Here is a 19,654-nt window from a genome sequence, read left to right on the forward strand (position 1 = left end):
GCGGGATCGTAGAGAAACCGCGCCGGGCGCTTTTTCACCCTGTGGACAGCCGGCCTCAGCGCCCGGCGGCGTAGCCCTGCATCCCGCGCGGATTGGCCGCCGCCCAGAGCACGCCCGCGGCATCCCGCCCGACGGCGCTCACCCGGCCCAGAGCCCAATCGCCGGCCCTGCGCACCCGATGCCCCCGCCGTTCGAGATCGGCGATGAGAGTCTCGCCGAGCCGATCCTCGACCACCGCCCCCGCGGGAGTCCACGAGCGCGGCCAGAACGAGTCGGTCACCGCCGTCGTATGCAGGGTCGGCGCATCGATGGCTTGCTGCGGTTCGTATCCGCCCACGAGCATGCGCAGCAGCATGGGCAATTGCCACTGGTCCTGCTGATCGCCGCCGGGGGAACCGAGCGCCGTGATCTCGTCGCCTCGGGTGAGAATCGTCGGCGTGAGGGTGGTGCGCGGACGCCGCCCCGGAACGAGGGATGCCGGATGCCCGGCGACGAGCCACGTCATCTGCAGACGCGTGCCAAGGCAGAACCCCAGGTCGGGGATCGTGGGCGAGGACTGCAGCCAGCCGCCCGAGGGCGTGGCCGAGACCGTGTTGCCCCACCGGTCGATGACGTCCAGGTGGCACGTGTCTCCGCGCGTCTGACCGCGGCGATCGACCGTGGGCTCACCGGTCGCGCCGGTGCCGTCGCCCGTCGCGGGGCGGACGTCGGGGAGGAACGGAGCCCGCCCCTCGGGTGCTCCCGGGCGGAGCGCCGCACTGGCGCCGTCGTCGAGGAGAGATCGTCGAGCGGCGACATAGTCGTCCGCGAGCAGCGCCTCGACGTCGACGGCGTCCGGGGTGTCGCCGAACCACGCGTCGCGGTCGGCGTAGACGAGCTTCTGCACCTCGAGGAGCGTGTGCGCGCCGAGCGACGACGAGGGGTCGAGTCGCGCGTCGTCGAACGGGTCGAGGAGGCGCAGCGCCTGCAGCAGGGCGGGTCCCTGCGTCCACACTCCGGCCTTGAAGACCTGCCAGCCGCGGAACGGTACCGACACCGCGGGTTCGAAGCCCGCGCGCCACGACGCGAGGTCGTGCGTGTCGAGGACACCGGGGTGGTCGCCGCCGTCCGAGTGCCGGTGGGGGGTGCGGAGGAACTCCGCGGCCCGCGGCAATACCTCGGACGCCCATTTCTTCCGCGCCGCCTCGATTCGCTCGACGCGGTCATCCGCGCCGGAGCCGGCGCCGACCAGTTCTTCCAGCACCGCCGCATACGCGGGATTGCGGACCACCGTGTGCGGTGCGGGCGCCGAGCCGTCCGGCATCCACAGATCGGCCGAAGTGGGCCAATGCTCGCGGAAGAGCTCCGCCACGCGTCCGATCGTCGCGGCGGCGCCCGGGACGAGCGGATGCCCGTCGCGGGCGTAGCCGATGGCGTAGTCCAGGACGTCCGCGACGTCCCAGGTGCCGTGGTCGCGCAGCAGCAGGAGCCACGCGTCGACGCCTCCGGGCACCGCAGCTGCGAGGCCGCCGGCACCCGGGACGAGATCGAGTCCGCGCTCCCGGAACGCGTCGATCGACGCGCCCGCGGGAGCAGGGCCCTGCCCCATCAGCACCGTCGGCTCGGAAGCTCCGGCCGGACGCACCAGGGCGACGAGATCGCCGCCCGGACCGTTGAGGTGCGGCTCGGCGACGTGCAGCACAAAGGCGGCCGCCACGGCGGCGTCGAACGCGTTGCCCCCGCGTTCCAGGACCGATTGCGCGGTCGCCGTCGCGGTCCAGTGGGTGGATGCCGACATGCCGAACGAGCCGCGCAGGGTCGGGCGCGTCGTGAACGACGCGGGCGGAGTGAACGTCACCGGGCGAGCCGCGCGATCCACTCCTCGACCTCGTCGGCCGTCCGCGGGATCCCCGCGGACAGGTTCACCGGTCCGTCCGCGGTCATCACGATGTCGTCCTCGATGCGCACGCCGATGCCGCGGTACTCCTCGGGGACCGTGAGGTCGTCGATCTGGAAGTACAGCCCGGGTTCGATCGTGAACACCATGCCCGGCTCGAGCTGACCGTCGTAGTACATCTCGCGACGGGCCTGCGCGCAGTCGTGCACGTCGATGCCGAGGTGGTGGCTGGTGCCGTGCACCATGTACCGACGGTGCTGGCCGCCGCGCTCGGCATCCAGGGCATCAGCGGCCGTGACGGGGAGCAGCCCCCACTCGGCCACGCGTGCGGCGATGACCTCCATCGCGGCCTCGTGGACGCGACGGAACGGCACACCGGGCCGTGCGGCCGCGAAGGCGGCGTCGGCGGCCTCGCGCACCGCTTCGTACACGCGACGCTGGACGTCGGTGAAGCGACCCGACACGGGGAGGGTCCGGGTGATGTCGGCGGTGTACAGGCTGTCGACCTCGACACCGGCGTCGATGAGGATCAGGTCGCCCGGGACGACGGCGCCGTCGTTGCGCGTCCAGTGCAGGTAACAGGCGTGCGGACCCGAGGCGGCGATCGTGTCGTACCCGACGGCGTTGCCGTCCGCGCGCGCGCGGCGGTGGAAGACCCCCTCCACCACGCGCTCTCCGCGCGGGTGCTCGATGATCAGGGGGAGTTCGGCGACGATGTCGTCGAATCCGGATGCCGTGACCTGGACGGCGAGGGCCAGCTGGGAGAGCTCGAAGTCGTCCTTGACCAGCCGCAGCTCGGAGACGAAGCGCGTGAGATCGTCGTCCACGCCGACCACGCGGTCGTCGTCGGCGGGGGAGAACTCGTCGATGTGTGCTGTCGCGAGGCCGAGGTCGGCGGCGACACCCGCGAGCGCGGGCCGTGGGCCGATCCAGAACTCGCCGATCGTGGCATCCGCGTAGAACTCCGTGGTCGTGCGGTCGGCGCGCTCGCGGAAGTACAGCACCGCGTCGTGGCCGTTCTCGCGCGGCTCGAAGACGAGCACCGAATCGGGCTCGGCATCCGCTTCCCATCCGGTGAGGTGCGCGAACGCGGAGTGGGCGCGGAACGGATAATCGGTGTCGTTGCTGCGCTCCTTGAGCGAACCCGCGGGCACGACGAGGCGCTCACCGGGGAACGCCTGCGACACGCGATCGCGGCGACGGGCCGTCCACGCGGACTGCTCGCGAGGCGACGGGAGCGTCTCGGGGCGTTCGGCCCAGCCGGTCGAAATCGTGTCGAGGAAGCCGCGCGGGAACGGGGCCTTGCGGTTCGTCGTGGTCTCGACGGGCTTCTGCTCTGCGGGGGCGATCGTGTCGCGTTCGGCGGGGGAGTCCATCTCTCCAGTGTCCCACCACCGGCCGTCGGGCGCACGGCTCAGCCGGCGGTGCGCTCCAGTTGCACCACGATGGGGCGGTGGTCGGTGCCCGACCCGTCGAGCGAGCGCATGACGACCGATCCGGTGACGGTCCAGTCGGGGGTGGCCATGACGTGGTCGATCGGTGCGCCGAGGAGCGCCGGCACGTCGGTCGGCCATGTCCCGACGCCGCCGTTGCCGCTCTCGGACGCGGCGTCGTGACAGCGCCCCAGTGTGCCGCCGTCGACGCCGAGACCGGTCATGTGGTCGAGGGTCGCGTTGAAGTCGCCGGCGAGGATGACGTTGTCGGTCGCGCACTGGTCGGCGAGCCACTGCAGGTCCGACTTCCACTCCGCCATGTACTCCTGCCGCGGGGCGACGGCATGGGCGGCGACGATGATGGGGCCGTTCCCGGAGACGGGCATCGCCACGGCGCTCGGCACGGTCGAGGTGTTGCTCGAACCGTCGAGCGAGGACTGGATGACGCTGTAGTCGCCCAGCTCGGGTCGGATCAGGACGGTGGTCGACGTGGCATCCCAGCCCGTGATGCCGTACTCGCCGTACTCGGCGTGGTGCGCCCACATCGGCTGGCCCAGATCGCGCATGATCTCGGCGACGCGGGCGCCGGTGTCGATCGTCGTCTCGGGGAGCGTCACCACGTCGGCCTTCATGCCCACGGCGAACTGCGCGATGGACTCGGCCGACGTCGCCTCGCCCGCGGTGTTCCACGTCATGACCCGCAGGCTCGTGTCGGTCTTCTCGGGGAGCGCGTCGGTCCCCGAGCCGCGCTGGAAGACGAGGGCCCCGTTCACGCCCGCGGCGGCGACGAGGATCACGGCGCACGTCAGGGCGAGCGCGCGTACCGGACGGATCAGGGCGAACAGGAGCGCCACCAGCGCGGCGGCAGCGAAGCCGGCCGCGAGAGGGAGGCGGAACGAGATGACCTGAGCGAGCGGGAAGGTCCGCTCGATGCCGAACGCGCTCGGCCAGGTGAGCGCCACGGCCGCCGCAGCGCACGCGAGCGCGAACACGATCCCGAACAGCCGACGCACGGATCCGACCCTAGGCGAGGCGCCTGGGAGATCCACGGATGCCGCCTGGCCGACGGCTCCACGACCGCGGCGCCACGCAGGCGGGCGGTACGCTCGACGGGTGCCGCGCGATCGTCGATTCGAAGGACCCAGTGACCTTCATCTCCACTCGACCCACTCCGACGGCACCGAGTCACCCGCCCTCGTCATGGCGGCCGCCCACCGCCACGGGCTGCGCACCGTCGCCCTGACCGACCACGACACCACGTCGGGCTGGGCCGAAGCCGCCGAGGCCGCGTCGTCGCTCGGGATGACGTTCCTCCCCGGCATGGAGCTCTCGGCGCGGCACGAGTGGCGCAGCGTCCATCTGCTCGCCTACCTCGTCGACCCCGACGACGGGGCGCTGCGGGCCATGACCGATCGCATCCGTTCCTCGCGGCTGGACCGCGCGCAGATCATGGCCGAGAGGATCTCGCGCGACTTCGACATCGCGTGGAGCGACATCGTCGCCCAGACGACCGACGGCGCTACCGTCGGCCGCCCGCACATCGCGGACGCGCTCGTGGCCCGCGGCATCGTCGCCGACCGCACCGAGGCCTTCGCCGGCATCCTGCACCCCGCGAACGAGTACTACGTCGCGCTGTACGCCCCCGACCCCGTGACGGCGGTCGAGCTGGTCGTCGACGCGGGGGGAGTGCCGATCGTGGCCCATCCGGCCGGGCGCGCGCTCCTGCCGCACCCGGTGCTGGAGGCCATGCTCGCGGCGGGCCTCGCCGGCTTCGAGCTCCGGCACCGAGAGAACCTCCCGGATGCCACGGCCACCCTGGCGCGGCTCGCCACTGAGCGCGACCTCCTGGTCACCGGGTCCAGCGACTACCACGGCCTCGGCAAGCCCAACGTGCCGGGCGAGAACACTACCGACGACGAGATGGTCGCGCGTCTGATCGCGGCCGGCAGCGGGGCGTCGCCCGTCTTCCCCTGACGGACGTCCGCACGAGGAACGAGAACGGCGCCGCCCCTCGAAGGGGTCGGCGCCGGACGATTCTCTGGGCTCAGGCCACGGGAGCGGCGTTCGCGCCCGACCCGCCGCTGCGGCGGCGGCGACGGCGACGCGGAGCGGAGTTGCCGTCGTGGTGCTCGCTGCCTCCACCGTCGTGCGTGCCGGCGCCCTCGGCGCGCGGCGTCGCGGCCGCGGCGCCCTCGCTCGCGGCGGGGGAGTCGGACGACCCCCCACGGCGGCGACGGCGACGGCGCGGGCCGTCTTCGCCCGCGGCATCCGCGGTTCCGGTCTTCTCGGCCTTCTCGACCTTCGGAGCCGCGGCGGCCTTGGGAGCCGTGACCAGACGCCCCTTCGTGCCTTCGGGGATGTCGAGATCGGTGTAGAGGTGCGGGCTCGACGAGTACGTCTCGATCGGCTCGGGCTGACCGAACTCGAGTGCCCGGTTGATGAGCGCCCACTTGTGCAGGTCGTCCCAGTCGACGAACGTCACCGCGATGCCGGTCTTGCCCGCGCGACCCGTTCGGCCCGCGCGGTGCAGGTAGGTCTTCTCGTCGTCGGGGATCGTGTGGTTGATGACGTGCGTGACGTCGTTGACGTCGATACCGCGGGCGGCGACGTCGGTCGCGATGAGCACGTCGCGCTTGCCGGCCTTGAACGCGGCCATCGAGCGCTCGCGCGCCTCCTGGCTCATGTCGCCGTGCACCGCGGCGGCGTTGAAGCCGCGGTCGCCCAGCTCGTCGACGAGCTTCTGGGCGGCACGCTTGGTGCGCGTGAAGATGACGCTCTTGCCGCGGCCCTCGGCCTGCAGGATGCGAGCGATGACTTCGTCCTTGTCGAGCGAGTGCGCGCGGTACACGAGGTGCTTGATGTTGGCCTGCGTCAGACCCTCGTCGGGGTCGTTCGCCCGCATGTGGATCGGGTTCGACATGAACCGGCGAGCGAGGGCCACGATGGGTCCCGGCATGGTCGCCGAGAACAGCTGCGTGTGGCGGACGGCGGGGACCTTCTGGAAGATCTTCTCGATGTCGGCGAGGAAGCCGAGGTCGAGCATCTTGTCGGCCTCGTCGAGGACGACCTCGACGGCGCCCGACAGGTCGAGCAGACGCTGGTTGCTGAGGTCGATGAGGCGTCCGGGCGTTCCCACGACGATCTGCGCGCCGGCCTTGAGCTGATCGATCTGACCCTCGTAGGCCTTGCCGCCGTAGATCGCCACGACGCTGGTCGCGCGGTTCTGGGTCAGCATGTCCATGTCCTCGTAGACCTGGACGGCGAGCTCGCGCGTGGGCACGACGATGAGCGCCTTCACTCCGGGCTCGGGGTTCAGGCCGAGGCGCTGGACGACCGGGATGCCGAAGCCGAAGGTCTTTCCGGTTCCGGTCTTGGCCTGGCCGATGATGTCCTGGCCCGGAAGGCCGAGGGGGATGGTCTGTTCCTGGATCGGGAAGGCATCCACGATGCCCTTGGATGCCAGGGCGTCGACGATGTCCTGGTCGACGCCGAGCTCGGCGAAAGTCGTCATGAGCGTGCCTGTTCCGGCGGTGAGAGACCGCCTGGGGAGTCGGATCCACGCCCTCCACTCGTCCACAGGCGCGGGGCCCCGATCCATCGCCGGGGCGAGTCCACTCTACCCGGCGGGTGTTTCGAGGGTCCGACGCCTAGGCTGTAGAGCGTGTTCGAGTGGTTCCGTCGTCGTCGACCGGTCGGTCGCACGCTGCAATTGCGCTCCCGTGGCGACCTCGGCGACGCCATGCGCGTCGACTTCGCCGAACTCGCGCCCGACATCGAGACCTTCCTCGGTCAGGCGGCCTACCTGCAGCTGGGGTTCTTCGAGACGCTGAGCGAACTCATCGCATCCACGCCCGAGCTCGCAGAGAAGGAATCGCTCTCGCGCGCCGCCGGAGCCGCGCTCATCAAGCACCAGGAGATCGTCGCCCTGATCCGCGAGCGGGGAACGGATCCGACGCAGCTCATGCTGCCCTTCCGCGAGTCCCTCGACGCGTTCCGGCGCAACACGCACGGCGTGCGCCCGCAAGAGACCATGCTCTCGGTGCACATCACGGCCGGGATGCTGGACGACTTCTACCTCGCGCTGTCGTCGAGCTACGGCGACACGGGTCGGCGCGTGGCCCGCATCCTGCAGGCCGACGATGACCGACAGGCCATCGTCGAGATCCTGGGTGCCGCGATCTCGAGCGACGAGGAGTGGCGGTGGCTGCTCGCCCTCTGGGGTCGCCGTCTGGTGGGGGACACCCTGCTCGTCGCCCGCGCCGCGCTCGCCCACCCGCGCCTGGACCGCACCGAAGAGGCCACGGTCGAGCCGGTGTTCACCGAGCTCATGGGCGCTCACGCCCGTCGCATGGATGCCATGGGGCTCGCGGCCTGATCCCACCGATCGCCGTGCGTGCGCGGCGACACCGATGCGGGGTTCGCCCTCGTTCAGATGCCGTGTCGCGCGCGTTCGGTCGCGTCGCTGTGCAGTCGGGCGCGCGTGAGAAGAGGCACGAGCGCGAAGGTCGTGACCGTTGGCGCGATGACCGCGACCAGCCACGGAACGAAGGAGTCCGCGCCCACGCCCGCCCAGGTGAGCACCGTCCACGAGACGCCCGCGGCCGCCGCGCCGACGAACGGCGCCAGGGCCGTGCCGCGCAGGTCGCGGTGCGGGAGGGCGAAGTGGACGGCGAGGCCGACCACCGCGCCGATGATCAGCCCGAGCAGGATCTGCACGGCCGTGGCCTCAGGCGACGAAGCCGACTCGGCGGGCCTCTTCGGTGCCCAGCTCGATGAACGCGATGTTCGCGGTGGGGACGATGTAGGAGTTGCCCTTCACGTCGACGAACGACACGTGGCTCGCGGCCTGGTCGAAGGCCGCGGCGATCGACGCCTTCACCGCGTCCGAGCCCTCGCTGGTCTCGAAGTTCAGCTCGCGGCCGGTGTTGGTGATGCCGATGCGGATCTCCACGTTGCGTCCTTTCCGCCCGGGGCTCTCGATCGTCCCGGCGCGATGCTCCGACTCTACGACAGCGCGGACAGCCGGAGCCGCGTGCGGGGAGCGGCTTCGCGGACGGCGAACGGCGCGGGTCGTCCGGCGCGTGTCGGAGGCCGCGGCTAGCGTGGACGACATGCAGAAGCCGGATGCCGCGACCCTCTCCCGCGAGGGGGCGGGCGCACCCGTCGCGGCCGTCGACGACGCCGCGGGCGTCGTCCCGGCGGGTGCCGTGCGCGCCCTCGGCACCGACGAGTTGGATGCCGAGCAGCGTGTGGTCGTCGACTGGGCGCCGTCGGCCAGCGGCGCGGTGGTCGGGGCTCCCGGGTCGGGCAAGACCTCGACCCTGCTCGCCCGCGTCCGGGCCCTCGTCGCCGCGGGCGTCGACCCCGATCACGTCCTCGTGCTGACGCCCACGCGTCCGGCGGCAACCGCCCTGCGCGACCCGCTCGCCCTGGCCGTCGGCCGTGCGACCTCGGGTGCCCTCGCGCGCTCGGTGGCATCCTTCGCCTTCCAGATCGTTCGCGGCGCCGAGGTGCGCCGCGGCGCCGAGCCCCCGCAACTGCTCACCGGTGGCGACGAAGACCAGATCATCCGCGAGCTCCTCGAGGGCGACGCGATCGACGAGGCCGAGGGACGGTCGCGGTGGCCGGAGTGGCTCGGCCCGTCCATTCGCGCGACACGGGGGTTCCGCGGCGACCTGCGCGCCTTCCTCGCCGAGTGCACCGATCTCGCGATCGCGCCCGACGACCTCGCCGATCTCGCGCGCCAGAACGACGTCCCGGTGTGGGCCGCCCTCGGTTCGTTCGCCGCCGAATACCGTGCCGTCCGCGCCGAGATGCGCGGCACCCACCGGGACGCCGCCGACCTCACCCGCGAGGCCGTCGCCGTCCTGCACGAGGCCGCCGCGGATCGCGCCCTGCTCGGACGCTTCGCCCCGGTACGCTGCATCCTCGTCGACGACGCGCAAGAGCTCACGTCCGGCGGCATCGATCTGTTGCGCGCGTGCCGGGATCTCGGCATGGGAGTGGTCGCGTTCGGCGACCCCGACGTCGGATCCGGCGCGTTCCGCGGGGCGACCCCCGAGAACTTCGCGCGGCTCGCGGCCGAGCTCGGCACGCTGGCGGCGCTGGGCGAGCCGCACCGCGGGACGGCCGAGCAGATCGATCTCGTGCGCAGTGTCGCCGCGCGGATCGGGGCCGCCGGTGTCGTGGCTCATCGCCGTCCGCCGGCGGGCGCGGCGGCCGAGGGGTCGGTGCGTACGTTCCTCCTCCGCTCTCCGGCCGAAGAGGCGGACGCCATCGCCCGTCTGCTGCGGGAGCGCCACGTCCTCGACGGCATCCCGTGGGGGTCGTGCGCGGTGATCGCGCACGATTCGCGGCAAGTCGCGTCGTTGGAGGCCGAACTCGCCGCTCGCGAAGTGCCGGCGCGCGCGAGCGGTCCGGGCCTCGCTCTCGGGGTGCAGCGCACCGTGCGCGACCTCGTCGCCCTGGTCGAACTCGGCATGCGCGATCCCGCCGCCTGGGCGCCCGAGGCCGTCGTCGACGCGCTCCTCGGAACGTATGGCGGTCTCGATCCGATCGAGCTGCGACGGTTGCGCGCGGCGCTGCGCCAAGAGGAGCTCGCCGCGGGGGGCACCCGGTCCGCCGCCGAGCTGTTGGCCTCGGGTCTACGTCACCCCCTCGAGTTCGCCACGATCGACACGCGCGAAGCGCGTCGCGCGACGCGGCTCGGCGAGACCCTCGCGGCCCTGCGGGCGCAGGCCGATGCGCGGGCGACCCCGCACGAGCTGCTGTGGACCGCGTGGGAACGCAGCGGTCTTTCGCGGCAGTGGCGCGAGGCCGCGCGTGGACACGGCGCTCTCGCCGAACAGGCCGATCGCGACCTGGACGCCATCGTGGCGCTGTTCCAGGCCGCCAAACGCTTCACCGAGCGCGAGCCCGACGGAGAGGCGGCGGTGTTCCTCCGGTCGGTGATCGACAGCGATGTCGCCGAAGACCGGATCGAGCAGCCGGCCGTCATCGACGCTGTCCGTGTGCTGACCCCGGCTGCGGCGGCCGGCACGGCCTTCGACACCGTCGTCGTCGCCGGGGTGCAAGAGGGAGTGTGGCCCAACACGCGGTTGCGCGGAGGGCTCCTCGAGACGTGGCGCCTCGCCGATGCCGTGCAGTTCCCCGACCTTCCCCCGGCGGGCATGCTCGATCGTCGTCGGTCGGCCATGCACGACGAGCTCCGACTGTTCGTGCGCGCGCTTTCCCGCGCGCACTCGAGCCTCATCGTCACCGCCGTGGACGACGACGACACGGGCCCGAGCGTGCTGTTCGAGATGCTCCCGACGCCCGAGCCGGCGTCGTCGGTACCCGAGCACCCGCTGTCGCTGAGGGGTCTCGTGGCTCGACACCGCCGGACGCTCACCGCGTCGCGCTCGTCCGGTCGGGAACGCCGTCACGCCGCGGGACAGCTCGCGCTGCTCGCCGCCGCTGAGGTCGCGGGAGCCGCCCCCGAGCAGTGGTACGGCGTGGCTGCGCCGACCTCGACGGCACCGTTGCGCGACCTCGCCCGCGAAGACGTGCGGGTGTCGCCCTCGCGTCTGCACGCGCTCGAGCAATGCGAACTCGACTGGGTGATCGGCGACCTCGGCGGAGATCGCAGCGGGACCACGGCGGGCATCGGCACGATCATCCACGCGGCGCTCGAGACCGCGGCATCGGGAACCGAGGACGCCCTGTGGGCCGTGGTCGAAGAACGCTGGGGCGAGCTCCTCTTCGACGCCGCCTGGCGCGAGCGCGCCGAGAGGGTCCGTGCTCGTGAACTCGTGCGACGACTCGCCGCCTATCTGCGACGCTTCGACGACGCCGGCGGGCGTCTCGTCGGGGCCGAGCGGCACTTCGAGGTCGCGATTCCCGTTGACGACGCGGGGGAGCACGGCGCCGTGCTGAGCGGCGACATCGACCGGGTCGAGATCACCCCCGCGGGCGAGGTCGTCATCGTCGATCTCAAGACGGGGAAGAACGAACCGCAGACCGACGCGAAGGTCGCCGACAACCCGCAGCTCGCGGCCTACCAGCTCGCCTTCTCGTCGGGAGCGATCGAGCACGTGAGCGGGATGCCGTCCGGTGGCGCGAAACTCCTCGTTCTGCGTCCCACTGCCACGACCAAGGACTACGCCGAACCGCGCCAGGCGCCGTTCGACGACGAGGCGCGCGAGCAGTTCGTGGGTCGCGTCCAGCACGCGGTCGGCGTCATGCGCGGGCACCGGTTCGCGGCGCCGTACGAGGTGCACTGTCGCGACGAGTTCTCGTTCGGACTGTGCCGCATCCACACCGTCTCGGCGGTGAGCGCGTCGTGACGGCGTTGCTGTCCGCCGCGACGATCGCGGCCGCCCTCGGCCAGTTTCCGCCCACGGCGGAGCAAACGGCGGTCATCGAGGCGCCGCTCTCGCCGGCGTTGGTGGTCGCCGGTGCCGGAAGCGGAAAGACCGAGACGATGGCCGGGCGCGTGGTGTGGCTCGTGGCGAACGGGCTCGTGCGGCGCGATGAAGTCCTCGGGCTCACATTCACGCGGAAGGCGGCGGGAGAACTCGCCGAGCGGATCCATCGGCGGCTGCACCGACTGTCGGAGTTCGAGGCTCGAGGGTTGCTCCCCGTGCTGCCCGCGCTTCACGGGGCGGGGCGATTGTCCGTGTTCGCCGACCTCGCGACACTCGACGGCGCCCGCGCCGATGCCGAGCGGCGGAGAGTCCTCGACGACCTCGCGCACGAGTACGGAGTCGCCGACGACGCCGCGGGCATCGACGATCACCTGCTGCACCGTCCCACGGTCTCGACGTACAACAGCTTCGCCGACGCGATCGTCCGCGAGCACGGACTGCGCATCGGCCGGGACTCCGAATCGGCGGTCCTGTCCGAGTCGGCTGCCTGGCTGCTCATGCGACGCGTGGTGTTCACCTCCGACGATCCGCGGTTGGAGGAGCGCCAGGAGTCTCCGCGCACGCTCGTGGACGCGGCGCTGCGGATCGCCCGTGACGGCGTCGACAACCTCGTCGACCTCGATCGTCTGGCCGCGTTCCCCGATGACTTCGCCCGGATCGTCGAACGCCCCTCGACCTCGGCGCGCGTGACCGTCTACAAAGACGTGGCCGACGCGGCGTCACGGGTATCGGCGCTCGGCCTGCTGGCGGCTCTGGCCGCCGCCTACGATCGCGAGAAAGCGCGCCTGGGGGTCATGGACTTCGCCGATCAGGTCGCGGGGGCGCTCCGCATCGTCCAGGAGCATGCCGCGGTCGTCGACGAACTCCGCGCCCGGTATCGGGTGGTGCTGCTCGACGAGTATCAGGACACCTCGGTCGTCCAGACCGACCTGCTGTCGACCCTGTTCGCCTCGACGGGGGTCATGGCCGTGGGCGATCCGCACCAGGCCATCTACGCCTGGCGCGGCGCGAGCGCGGGCAACCTGGGCGGGTTCCCCGCCGCCTTCGCGCCCGAGGGGGCATGCCAGACCTTCTCGCTGTTGACGAGCTGGCGCAACAGCGCCCGAGTCCTGACCGCCGCGAACGCCGTCCTGGCGCCCCTCGCCACCCACTCCCCGGTCGCCGTCGAGGAGCTGCGATCACGACCGGGAGCGCCGGAGGGCATCGTCGAGGCCTTCTTCGAGCGCGACCTCGATGCCGAGGCCGATCGCGTGGCGGCCTGGTTCGCCGGGGTGCGCGCGGCGCGCGCCGCCGAGGGCCGGCAGACGACGGGAGCCGTGCTCTTCCGCAGCAAGAAGCACATGGTGCGGTTCGGCGACGCCTTGGGGCGGCGCGGCATCCCGCACCGCATCCTCGGGCTCGGGGGACTCCTCACCACCCCCGAGGTCGTCGATGTCGTGTCGGCGCTCCGGGTCATCAGCGATCCCGAGGCCGGTTCGGCGCTGATCCGGCTGCTGTCGGGCCCGCGCTGGTCGATCGGGCTGGCCGACCTGCGCGCCCTGGCCCAACTCGCCCGGCGCCTGGCCACGCACGACGTGGGGTTGCATCCCCTGGCTCCCGAGGTCGTCGATCGGTTGCGCTCGACCCCTGGCGCCGATCGGGCCTCGCTCGTGGACGCGCTCGACTTCGTCGCGCGCCAGACCGATGGGCACGGCTGGCTCTCCGACATCACGGCGGACGGACGCGAACGTCTGCGCGAAGCGGGCGCTGTGTTCGCCGGGCTCCGCCGGAACATCGGCGCCCCCATCCCCGAGCTGATCCGCCTCATCGAGACCGAGCTGCGGCTGGACGTCGAGCTGGCGGCCAACGAGTCCCGTGGCCCCGCGCGCATCGCCTCTGCGCAGCTGCGCGCCTTCGTGGACGAGATCCGCGGCTTCCTCGCCGCAGACGAGTCCGGGTCGGTGACGAGCCTCCTCGCGTGGCTCGACCACGCCGAGCAGGCGGACGAGTTCGCGCCGCGGACCGAGCCCCCCGAGGACGACGTCGTCCAGCTGTTGACGATCCACGGCTCCAAGGGTCTCGAATGGGATGCCGTCGCCGTGGTGCGCCTGGTCACCGACGAGCTGCCGTCGCTGCCCCGCGACACGAAGGGGTGGTTGGGGTTCGGCATTCTCCCCTCCGAGTTCCGCGGCGACTCCGCCTGGCTCCCGGTCCTCGGCTGGCGTGGCGCCGAGACCCAGCAGGATCTCAAGGCGGCGATCGACGCCTTCATCGACGCGAACCGCGCGCGGCAGCTCGACGAAGACCGCCGGCTGGCATACGTCGCATTCACCCGGGCACGCGATCACCTCGTGCTCTCGGGATCGAGCTGGTCGGGGACGAAACGTCCGCGCCGGCCGAGCGTGTTCCTGGACGAGGCGACGGAGGCGCTCGGTATCGACCTCGCCGTCGACGACGCCGGTGACGATCCGTACGACGGGGAACGACGGCTGATGCACTGGCCGCTCGATCCGCTCGGTGCACGCCGTACCGCGGTCGGAGCCGCGGTCGAGGAGGTCTCCGCCGCGCGATCGCGGCCCGCGGAGCAGCCGGATGCCGATCTCGAACTGCTGCTCGCCGAGAGAGCCGATCGACTGCGGCCGACGCACACGCCCGCGCCGACCCGGATCCCCGCATCGCGGTTCAAGGACTTCGTGGCCGACTATTCGGGCGCGGTGGAAGGACTGCGGCGCCCGATGCCCGAGAGGCCCTACCGGCAGACCCGGTTGGGCACGCTCTTCCACGCCTGGGTTGAGAAGCGATCCGGGATCGTGGGCTCCGGGACCGGGCTCGATGATGCGGGTCTGTGGGAGGACGATGACGACGGCGCGTCCGCCGCCGATGCCGAAGAGCTGCGAGTGTTGCGCGAGAAGTTCGAGCGCTCCGAGTGGGCGGGCTTGCAGCCCATCGAGGTCGAGACCGAGATCGACTTCGTCACCACCCGGCTCGACGGACGTCCGCACGTCGTCATCTGCAAGCTCGACGCCGTGTATCGCCGAGGCGACCGGTACGAGATCGTGGACTGGAAGACCGGCCGACCGCCGACCACCGAGGCGGAACGGCGCTCGCGCATGGTCCAGCTCGAGCTGTATCGAGAGGCGTGCCACGTCAAGCACGGCGTGCCGTTCGACCTCATCGACGTCACACTGTTCTACGTCGGCGACGAAGTGATTCTGCGCGGCTGAGCGGGTACGCCGTGGCGCGACGACGCGACGCGTCCGTGGGTCGCGCCCCGCAGGGTGTCTCGCGTGCTCAGGCCCCGTCGCGGGCGACGCCCCAGCGGCGGAGGGCCGCGCGGCTCGCGCGTGCGGCATCCTCTTCGTCGTCGATCGCGTCGTGCGCGGCGCCCTCCGCGCCCGCCGCCTGAGCGGCGTCGCGCGTCGTCGCCGGCTGGTCGGTCGTCGATCCGTCCGCACGGTCCGCGGAGTCCGGAGCCGGTGCCGCGGGCGTCCATCCCTCGAGGTCGATCGGAGCGGTCGGCCCGGGTTCGTCGGCGTCGGCGTCGGTGACACCGAACGCCCCCTCCGCGGTCACGGGGTCCTGAGCCAGGGCCTCGGCGAGCGCGGCGGCGGCCGCCTCGCGGTCGCGTTCCGCGGAGAGGTACAGCGACAGCGCTTCGGGGTCGTAGGCGTCGGTCTGCATCGAGGTGTCGACCGCCGAGGCCGCGGTGGGCGGAACACGTTCGACGAGCGCGAGCGCGTCGTCGATGTCGGAGCGGGTCGAGGGCACGATGTGGTCGCCGCGGACGCCGTCGGCGAGCGCCTCGAGCAGGGCCACGGCGTCGGCGACGACCTCGGCCTCGCCCTCGTCGTGACCGTGCACCAGCCACTTCGCGAACTCCAGCTCGGCGTACAGCCGCGCTCGTTCACGCAGCAGCGGGTCGGGGGAGCGTTCGCCGGCCGCGGCGTAGCCGTCGTACACGTCGTCGGTCGCGGTGGGCGCCGAGGCGAGCCAGCGCAGGTCGACGGCCGGGTCACCGACGCTCAGCCCCGACCAGTCGAGCATTCCGCTCACGTGGGGCACACCGTCGGCATCGTCGACGAGGAGCACGGAGGAGCTCGTCGCGCCACCCAGCACCACCGCGGATTCGAAGCGCCACAGGTCGGGCTCCTGCAGGGCACGCCGCCACCGCATCATGAGCCCGTCGGGCACGCGCCCGGTCGCGTCCGCGCGGTCGAGGAGGCGGGCGACGTCGTCGCGCACCTGCTCTGCGGACCGCACGGGCAGCCCGTCCGTGCGGACGACGGAGACGGGAAGGGAGTGGACGGCGGCGAGGGCGCCGCCGATGGCGGGCGCGTAGCCGGGGCCCTTCGGCAGCTCGACGGGATCGATCCGGTAGCCGTCGATGACGTCGACGACCAGGATGCGGTTCTCGCCCGAGCCGGCTTCGCCGATCACCTCGGGCGCGGCGAACGGCAGAAGCGCGCGAACGCCGGCCGTCAGAGCGTGCAGCGCCCGGGACTCGGCGGCGAGTTCGGCGGCGGTGTCCTCGGTGGCCGGCATCCGGACCACGACGGTGCGCCCGTCCTCGAGCGAGATGAGCGCGGAATCGAATCGACCGCCGGCGTTCTCGGTCAGAGGCGCGGCACTCGTCACACCGATGCGGGGCAGGGCCGTCGTCGCGGACGCGGCTAGAGTGAGGGGCGAGCGTGCCATGCCCCCAGGGTAGGTCGGTCGCTCGCCCGATCCCCCCGCGCCACGCCCTTGAGAGAGGTGTTCGATGCCGCTGCCCGCTCCGCCGCTGCCCGATCGATGGCCGGGAGGCGCGTTGGACCGCTCCGGTGCCGAGCGCGACGTCGACGGACTGCTCGATCGTGCGCGGGCCGCCTCCGACACACGCGTCCTCGTCGTCCACGCCGACGCGGCGCCGGTACGGGATTCGCGACTGACCACAGTCTCCGTCCCGTCCCTCGGCCAGGTTCGTGAGTGGGCGTTCCTGGGGCGCGCGTCCGACGGTGCCGCTCTGCTGTTGGCCGTCGTCGAGGACGAGACCGGAATCGTCCTCCCACCCGACGCCCTCTGGGCGCCGCTGCGCGCGGTCGGTGGCGATCTGCCCGCCGAGGAGGCCGAGATCCTGGGAACCGCGGTCGCGCTCGCGGGCTGGCTGCGCGACGCAGCGTTCTGCCCGGCGTGCGGGACGGCGACCGTGCTGCGCCAGGCCGGCTGGTCGCGGCACTGCCCGAACTGCGGACGGGAGCACTTTCCCCGCACCGATCCGGCGGTCATCGTCCTCATCTCGTCCGCGGACGACCCCGATCGTGTGCTCCTCGGTGCCAATGCGGCGTGGGGCGGGAACCGGTACTCCTGCTTCGCCGGGTTCGCCGAGGCGGGGGAGTCGCTGGAGGACACCGTCGCGCGCGAGGTGTGCGAGGAGTCCGGCGTCCGCCTTGAGGCCATCGAGTACCGCGGATCGCAGGTGTGGCCGTATCCACGATCGCTGATGCTCGGGTTCCGTGCGCGGGCGATCGATGACGGCGAGGCACGTGCCGACGGCGACGAGATCGTCGAAGTGCGCTGGTTCGACCGCGACGAGATCGGTGCGGCTCTGCGCGGCGAGACCGCCGTGCAGCTGCCCGGAGCGGCATCCATCGCCCACCGGCTCATCGACGACTGGTACCGGGAGCGCTCGTGACCGTGGAGCCCTTGAGCGGTCTCGACGAGCACCAGCTCGAGGCCGTTCGCGCGTTGCGGGGGCCGGTGTGCGTCCTCGCGGGCGCCGGTACCGGCAAGACCCGCGTCATCACGCGCCGGATCGCGCACGGAGTGGACACCGGCGCGTACTCGCCGCAGCGCGTGATGGCCGTGACGTTCACGGCGAAGGCCGCGGGAGAGATGCGTGGTCGCCTCCGGGCGCTCGGTGTGACGGGGGTCTCGGCGCGGACGTTCCACGCGGCGGCGCTCGCCCAGGTGAACTTCTTCTGGCCGAGCCTGGCCGGCGATCAGGCACCGACGATCATCGACAACAAGGTCCGGATGCTGGCCCACGCCGCCGACGGCGTCGGGCTGTCTCCGGACACCGCGACCCTTCGGGACGTCGCGGGCGAGATCGAGTGGCGCAAAGTCACGATGCGTTCCATCGAGAAGTACGCGACCGACCGGCCCGGCGGCGTCGGGAGACTGAACGTCGATCAGGTCGTGGCGCTGCAGCGCGCGTACGAGAAGCTCAAGGACGAGCGACGGCAGATGGACTTCGAAGACGTTCTGCTGACGTGCGCCGGAATGATCGAGGCCGAGCCCCGCGTCGCTGCGGCCGTCCACGAGCAGTACCGGCATTTCACGGTCGACGAGTACCAGGACGTCTCGCCGCTCCAGAACCGGCTGCTGGAGCTCTGGCTCGGCGACCGGCGCGACCTGTGCGTGGTCGGCGACGCGAGCCAGACCATCTACTCGTTCACGGGGGCCGATTCGCGCTATCTGCTCGACTTCGCGCGCGCGTACGAGGACGCACGTGTCGTCCGTCTCGAACGCAACTATCGCTCGACCCCCGCCGTGCTGGCGGTCGCCAACGACCTCATGCGCGGGCGGGCGGGGGCCCTCGAGCTCGTGGCGGCGGCGACCGACGAATCCCCGGTTCCCACCGTCCGCGCTTTCGAGGACGAAGAGGCCGAGGCCGAGGGAGTGGCGGCAGCGATCGCGGCGAGCGTGCGTGGTGGCGCCGATCCGCGCAGCATCGCCGTGCTCTACCGCTCCCACGCGCAATCGGCCGTGCTCCTCAGCGCACTGGCGAAGCACTCGATCGCGGCCACGGTGCTCGGCGGCCGGAAGTTCTTCGACCTGCCCGAGGTCCGTCAAGCCCTGATGGCTTTGCGCGCCGCGTCCGTGGCACCGATGGAGACGGGTTTCCTCGCCACGGTGCGCGACGTTCTGCGCAGCATCGGGCTCAGCGACGACCCGCCCGCGGCGGGAGGGGCCCTGCGCGACGCGTGGGAGGCCCGGGCGGCGCTCCTGCGGCTCGCCGAGGAAGCCCCGGAGGGCACCGATCTGCGGGCGTTCACGGATGACCTCCAAGCGCGCGCGAAAGATCAGCACGAGCCGGCGACGCGCACCGTGACCCTCGCCACGCTGCACGCGGCGAAGGGGCTGGAGTGGGACCACGTGTACCTCATCGGGGTGAGCGAGGGTCTGCTTCCGATCTCGTACGCGACCACGTTCGAAGCCGTGGACGAGGAGCGACGACTCGCGTACGTCGGTGTCACGCGGGCCGCGCGAACCCTGTCGGTGAGCTGGTCACGCGGTCGCGGCCGGTCCGAGCGGACGCCGTCGCGCTTCCTCCGAGAGATCGGCAGCGGCAGTCTTCGCTCGGCTGATGCGTTCGCCAGACCCGCTGGAGCGAGTCGACGCGGAGGAGCAACGACCGGGTCACCGGGTCGATCGGGCCGCTGAGCAGATGCCGAGCGGCCCGCCCGGCCTCGGCCGCGAGGGCCGGGTCGATCGCGGGTCGCGGTCGTGCCAGCAGTTGCGCGGCGATCAGCGGCCAGGACGAGTCCTGACGCCGGCGGTCGGCATCCAGGCACGCCAGGCACGCGGTGCGGCCGGGGGCGATGAGGGGGCCGACGACGGCGGAGGTGCCATCGAGGACGAGCGGCAGGTGCACGACATCGTGGCGCACGAGTTCGACGGCACGCCGCGGATCCACGCGGTGGGCGGCCAGCAGGAGGACGCGCGCCCCGGCCGGGACCGGGTGGCTGTCCCGCCCGGCCCAGTCGAGGCGGCGCGTGCGCGGGGGGAGCGCCGCGAGCACGGCGCGGACGGCCGATCCCGGAAGGTCGTCGGCGACCTGGACGATCAGGGGAGGTGTCCGGCGTCGTCGGGAGAGCGCCGGTGCGAGCCGCCCGAGCAGATCGTCGGCATCGCTATCGGCGCCGCCGTGCAGACGCACCACCGCACGCAGCGCGGCCCGTGACGTCCCGGCCTCGAGCGCC

13 protein-coding genes are annotated in these 19,654 nt (G+C 72.2%); 6 read left to right on the top strand and 7 right to left on the bottom strand.

From position 1 onward, the window contains the following. Positions 1–55 precede the first annotated feature (55 nt). Genes AC3E6M_RS07240 through AC3E6M_RS07250 form a run of 3 tightly spaced genes read right to left on the bottom strand, consistent with a single transcriptional unit; the run spans position 56 to position 4,322 of the window. A complete protein-coding gene (locus AC3E6M_RS07240) occupies positions 56–1,837 on the bottom strand; it encodes a gamma-glutamyltransferase family protein (protein ID WP_490529641.1) in 1,782 nt (593 codons plus the stop codon). Next, positions 1,834–3,252, bottom strand: coding sequence for an aminopeptidase P family protein (locus tag AC3E6M_RS07245; protein ID WP_490529455.1), 1,419 nt, complete (start codon positions 3,250–3,252; stop codon positions 1,834–1,836). Before AC3E6M_RS07245 ends, AC3E6M_RS07240 begins: the two co-directional genes overlap by 4 nt. 38 nt (positions 3,253–3,290) lie before the next feature. After that, complete coding sequence (locus AC3E6M_RS07250; RefSeq protein ID WP_490529456.1) at positions 3,291–4,322, bottom strand: endonuclease/exonuclease/phosphatase family protein; 1,032 nt, start codon at positions 4,320–4,322, stop codon at positions 3,291–3,293. A 100-nt stretch (positions 4,323–4,422) separates the two neighbouring features. Here AC3E6M_RS07250 and AC3E6M_RS07255 point away from each other — a divergent pair, with 100 nt between their 5' ends. Beyond that, positions 4,423–5,283: a PHP domain-containing protein gene (locus AC3E6M_RS07255; protein WP_171024164.1), complete on the top strand. Its 861-nt coding sequence runs from the start codon at positions 4,423–4,425 to the stop codon at positions 5,281–5,283. 70 nt (positions 5,284–5,353) lie between these two features. On the opposite strand, the gene AC3E6M_RS07260 is transcribed toward AC3E6M_RS07255, so the two are convergent. Continuing rightward, positions 5,354–6,820, bottom strand: a complete 1,467-nt coding sequence (locus AC3E6M_RS07260; RefSeq protein WP_230005803.1) for a DEAD/DEAH box helicase — start codon at positions 6,818–6,820, stop codon at positions 5,354–5,356. Positions 6,821–6,970: 150 nt separating this feature from the next. Here AC3E6M_RS07260 and AC3E6M_RS07265 point away from each other — a divergent pair, with 150 nt between their 5' ends. After that, a complete protein-coding gene (locus tag AC3E6M_RS07265; RefSeq protein ID WP_138172827.1) occupies positions 6,971–7,684 on the top strand; it encodes a ferritin-like fold-containing protein in 714 nt (237 codons plus the stop codon). 53 nt (positions 7,685–7,737) lie between these two features. Here AC3E6M_RS07265 and AC3E6M_RS07270 read toward each other — a convergent pair whose 3' ends face one another. Continuing rightward, positions 7,738–8,025, bottom strand: a complete 288-nt coding sequence (locus AC3E6M_RS07270) for a hypothetical protein (RefSeq protein WP_138172826.1) — start codon at positions 8,023–8,025, stop codon at positions 7,738–7,740. A gap of 10 nt (positions 8,026–8,035) precedes the next feature. Then, complete coding sequence (locus AC3E6M_RS07275) at positions 8,036–8,260, bottom strand: DUF3107 domain-containing protein (protein WP_138172825.1); 225 nt, start codon at positions 8,258–8,260, stop codon at positions 8,036–8,038. Positions 8,261–8,420: 160 nt separating this feature from the next. Here AC3E6M_RS07275 and AC3E6M_RS07280 point away from each other — a divergent pair, with 160 nt between their 5' ends. Next, the gene (locus AC3E6M_RS07280; RefSeq protein WP_490529458.1) at positions 8,421–11,633 is read left to right on the top strand and encodes an ATP-dependent helicase; all 3,213 of its coding nucleotides are present in this window, start codon (positions 8,421–8,423) and stop codon (positions 11,631–11,633) included. Further along, the gene (locus AC3E6M_RS07285; RefSeq protein WP_490529459.1) at positions 11,594–14,917 is read left to right on the top strand and encodes an ATP-dependent helicase; all 3,324 of its coding nucleotides are present in this window, start codon (positions 11,594–11,596) and stop codon (positions 14,915–14,917) included. The genes AC3E6M_RS07280 and AC3E6M_RS07285 overlap by 40 nt, the downstream gene beginning before the upstream one ends. Before the next feature lie 67 nt (positions 14,918–14,984). On the opposite strand, the gene AC3E6M_RS07290 is transcribed toward AC3E6M_RS07285, so the two are convergent. Next, a complete protein-coding gene (locus tag AC3E6M_RS07290; protein ID WP_490529460.1) occupies positions 14,985–16,388 on the bottom strand; it encodes a phosphotransferase in 1,404 nt (467 codons plus the stop codon). Positions 16,389–16,452: 64 nt separating this feature from the next. Here AC3E6M_RS07290 and nudC point away from each other — a divergent pair, with 64 nt between their 5' ends. Together nudC and AC3E6M_RS07300 are read left to right on the top strand one after the other, a co-directional pair. Then, on the top strand, positions 16,453–17,364 hold the full coding sequence (nudC, locus tag AC3E6M_RS07295) for an NAD(+) diphosphatase (RefSeq protein ID WP_490529461.1): 912 nt from the start codon (positions 16,453–16,455) through the stop codon (positions 17,362–17,364). Further along, a complete protein-coding gene (locus tag AC3E6M_RS07300) occupies positions 17,361–19,115 on the top strand; it encodes an ATP-dependent helicase (protein WP_138172821.1) in 1,755 nt (584 codons plus the stop codon). The genes nudC and AC3E6M_RS07300 overlap by 4 nt, the downstream gene beginning before the upstream one ends. Positions 19,116–19,654: the final 539 nt, after the last annotated feature.

This window comes from Microbacterium sp. SCPM-O-B-15248 (M128) (genome assembly GCF_058214835.1).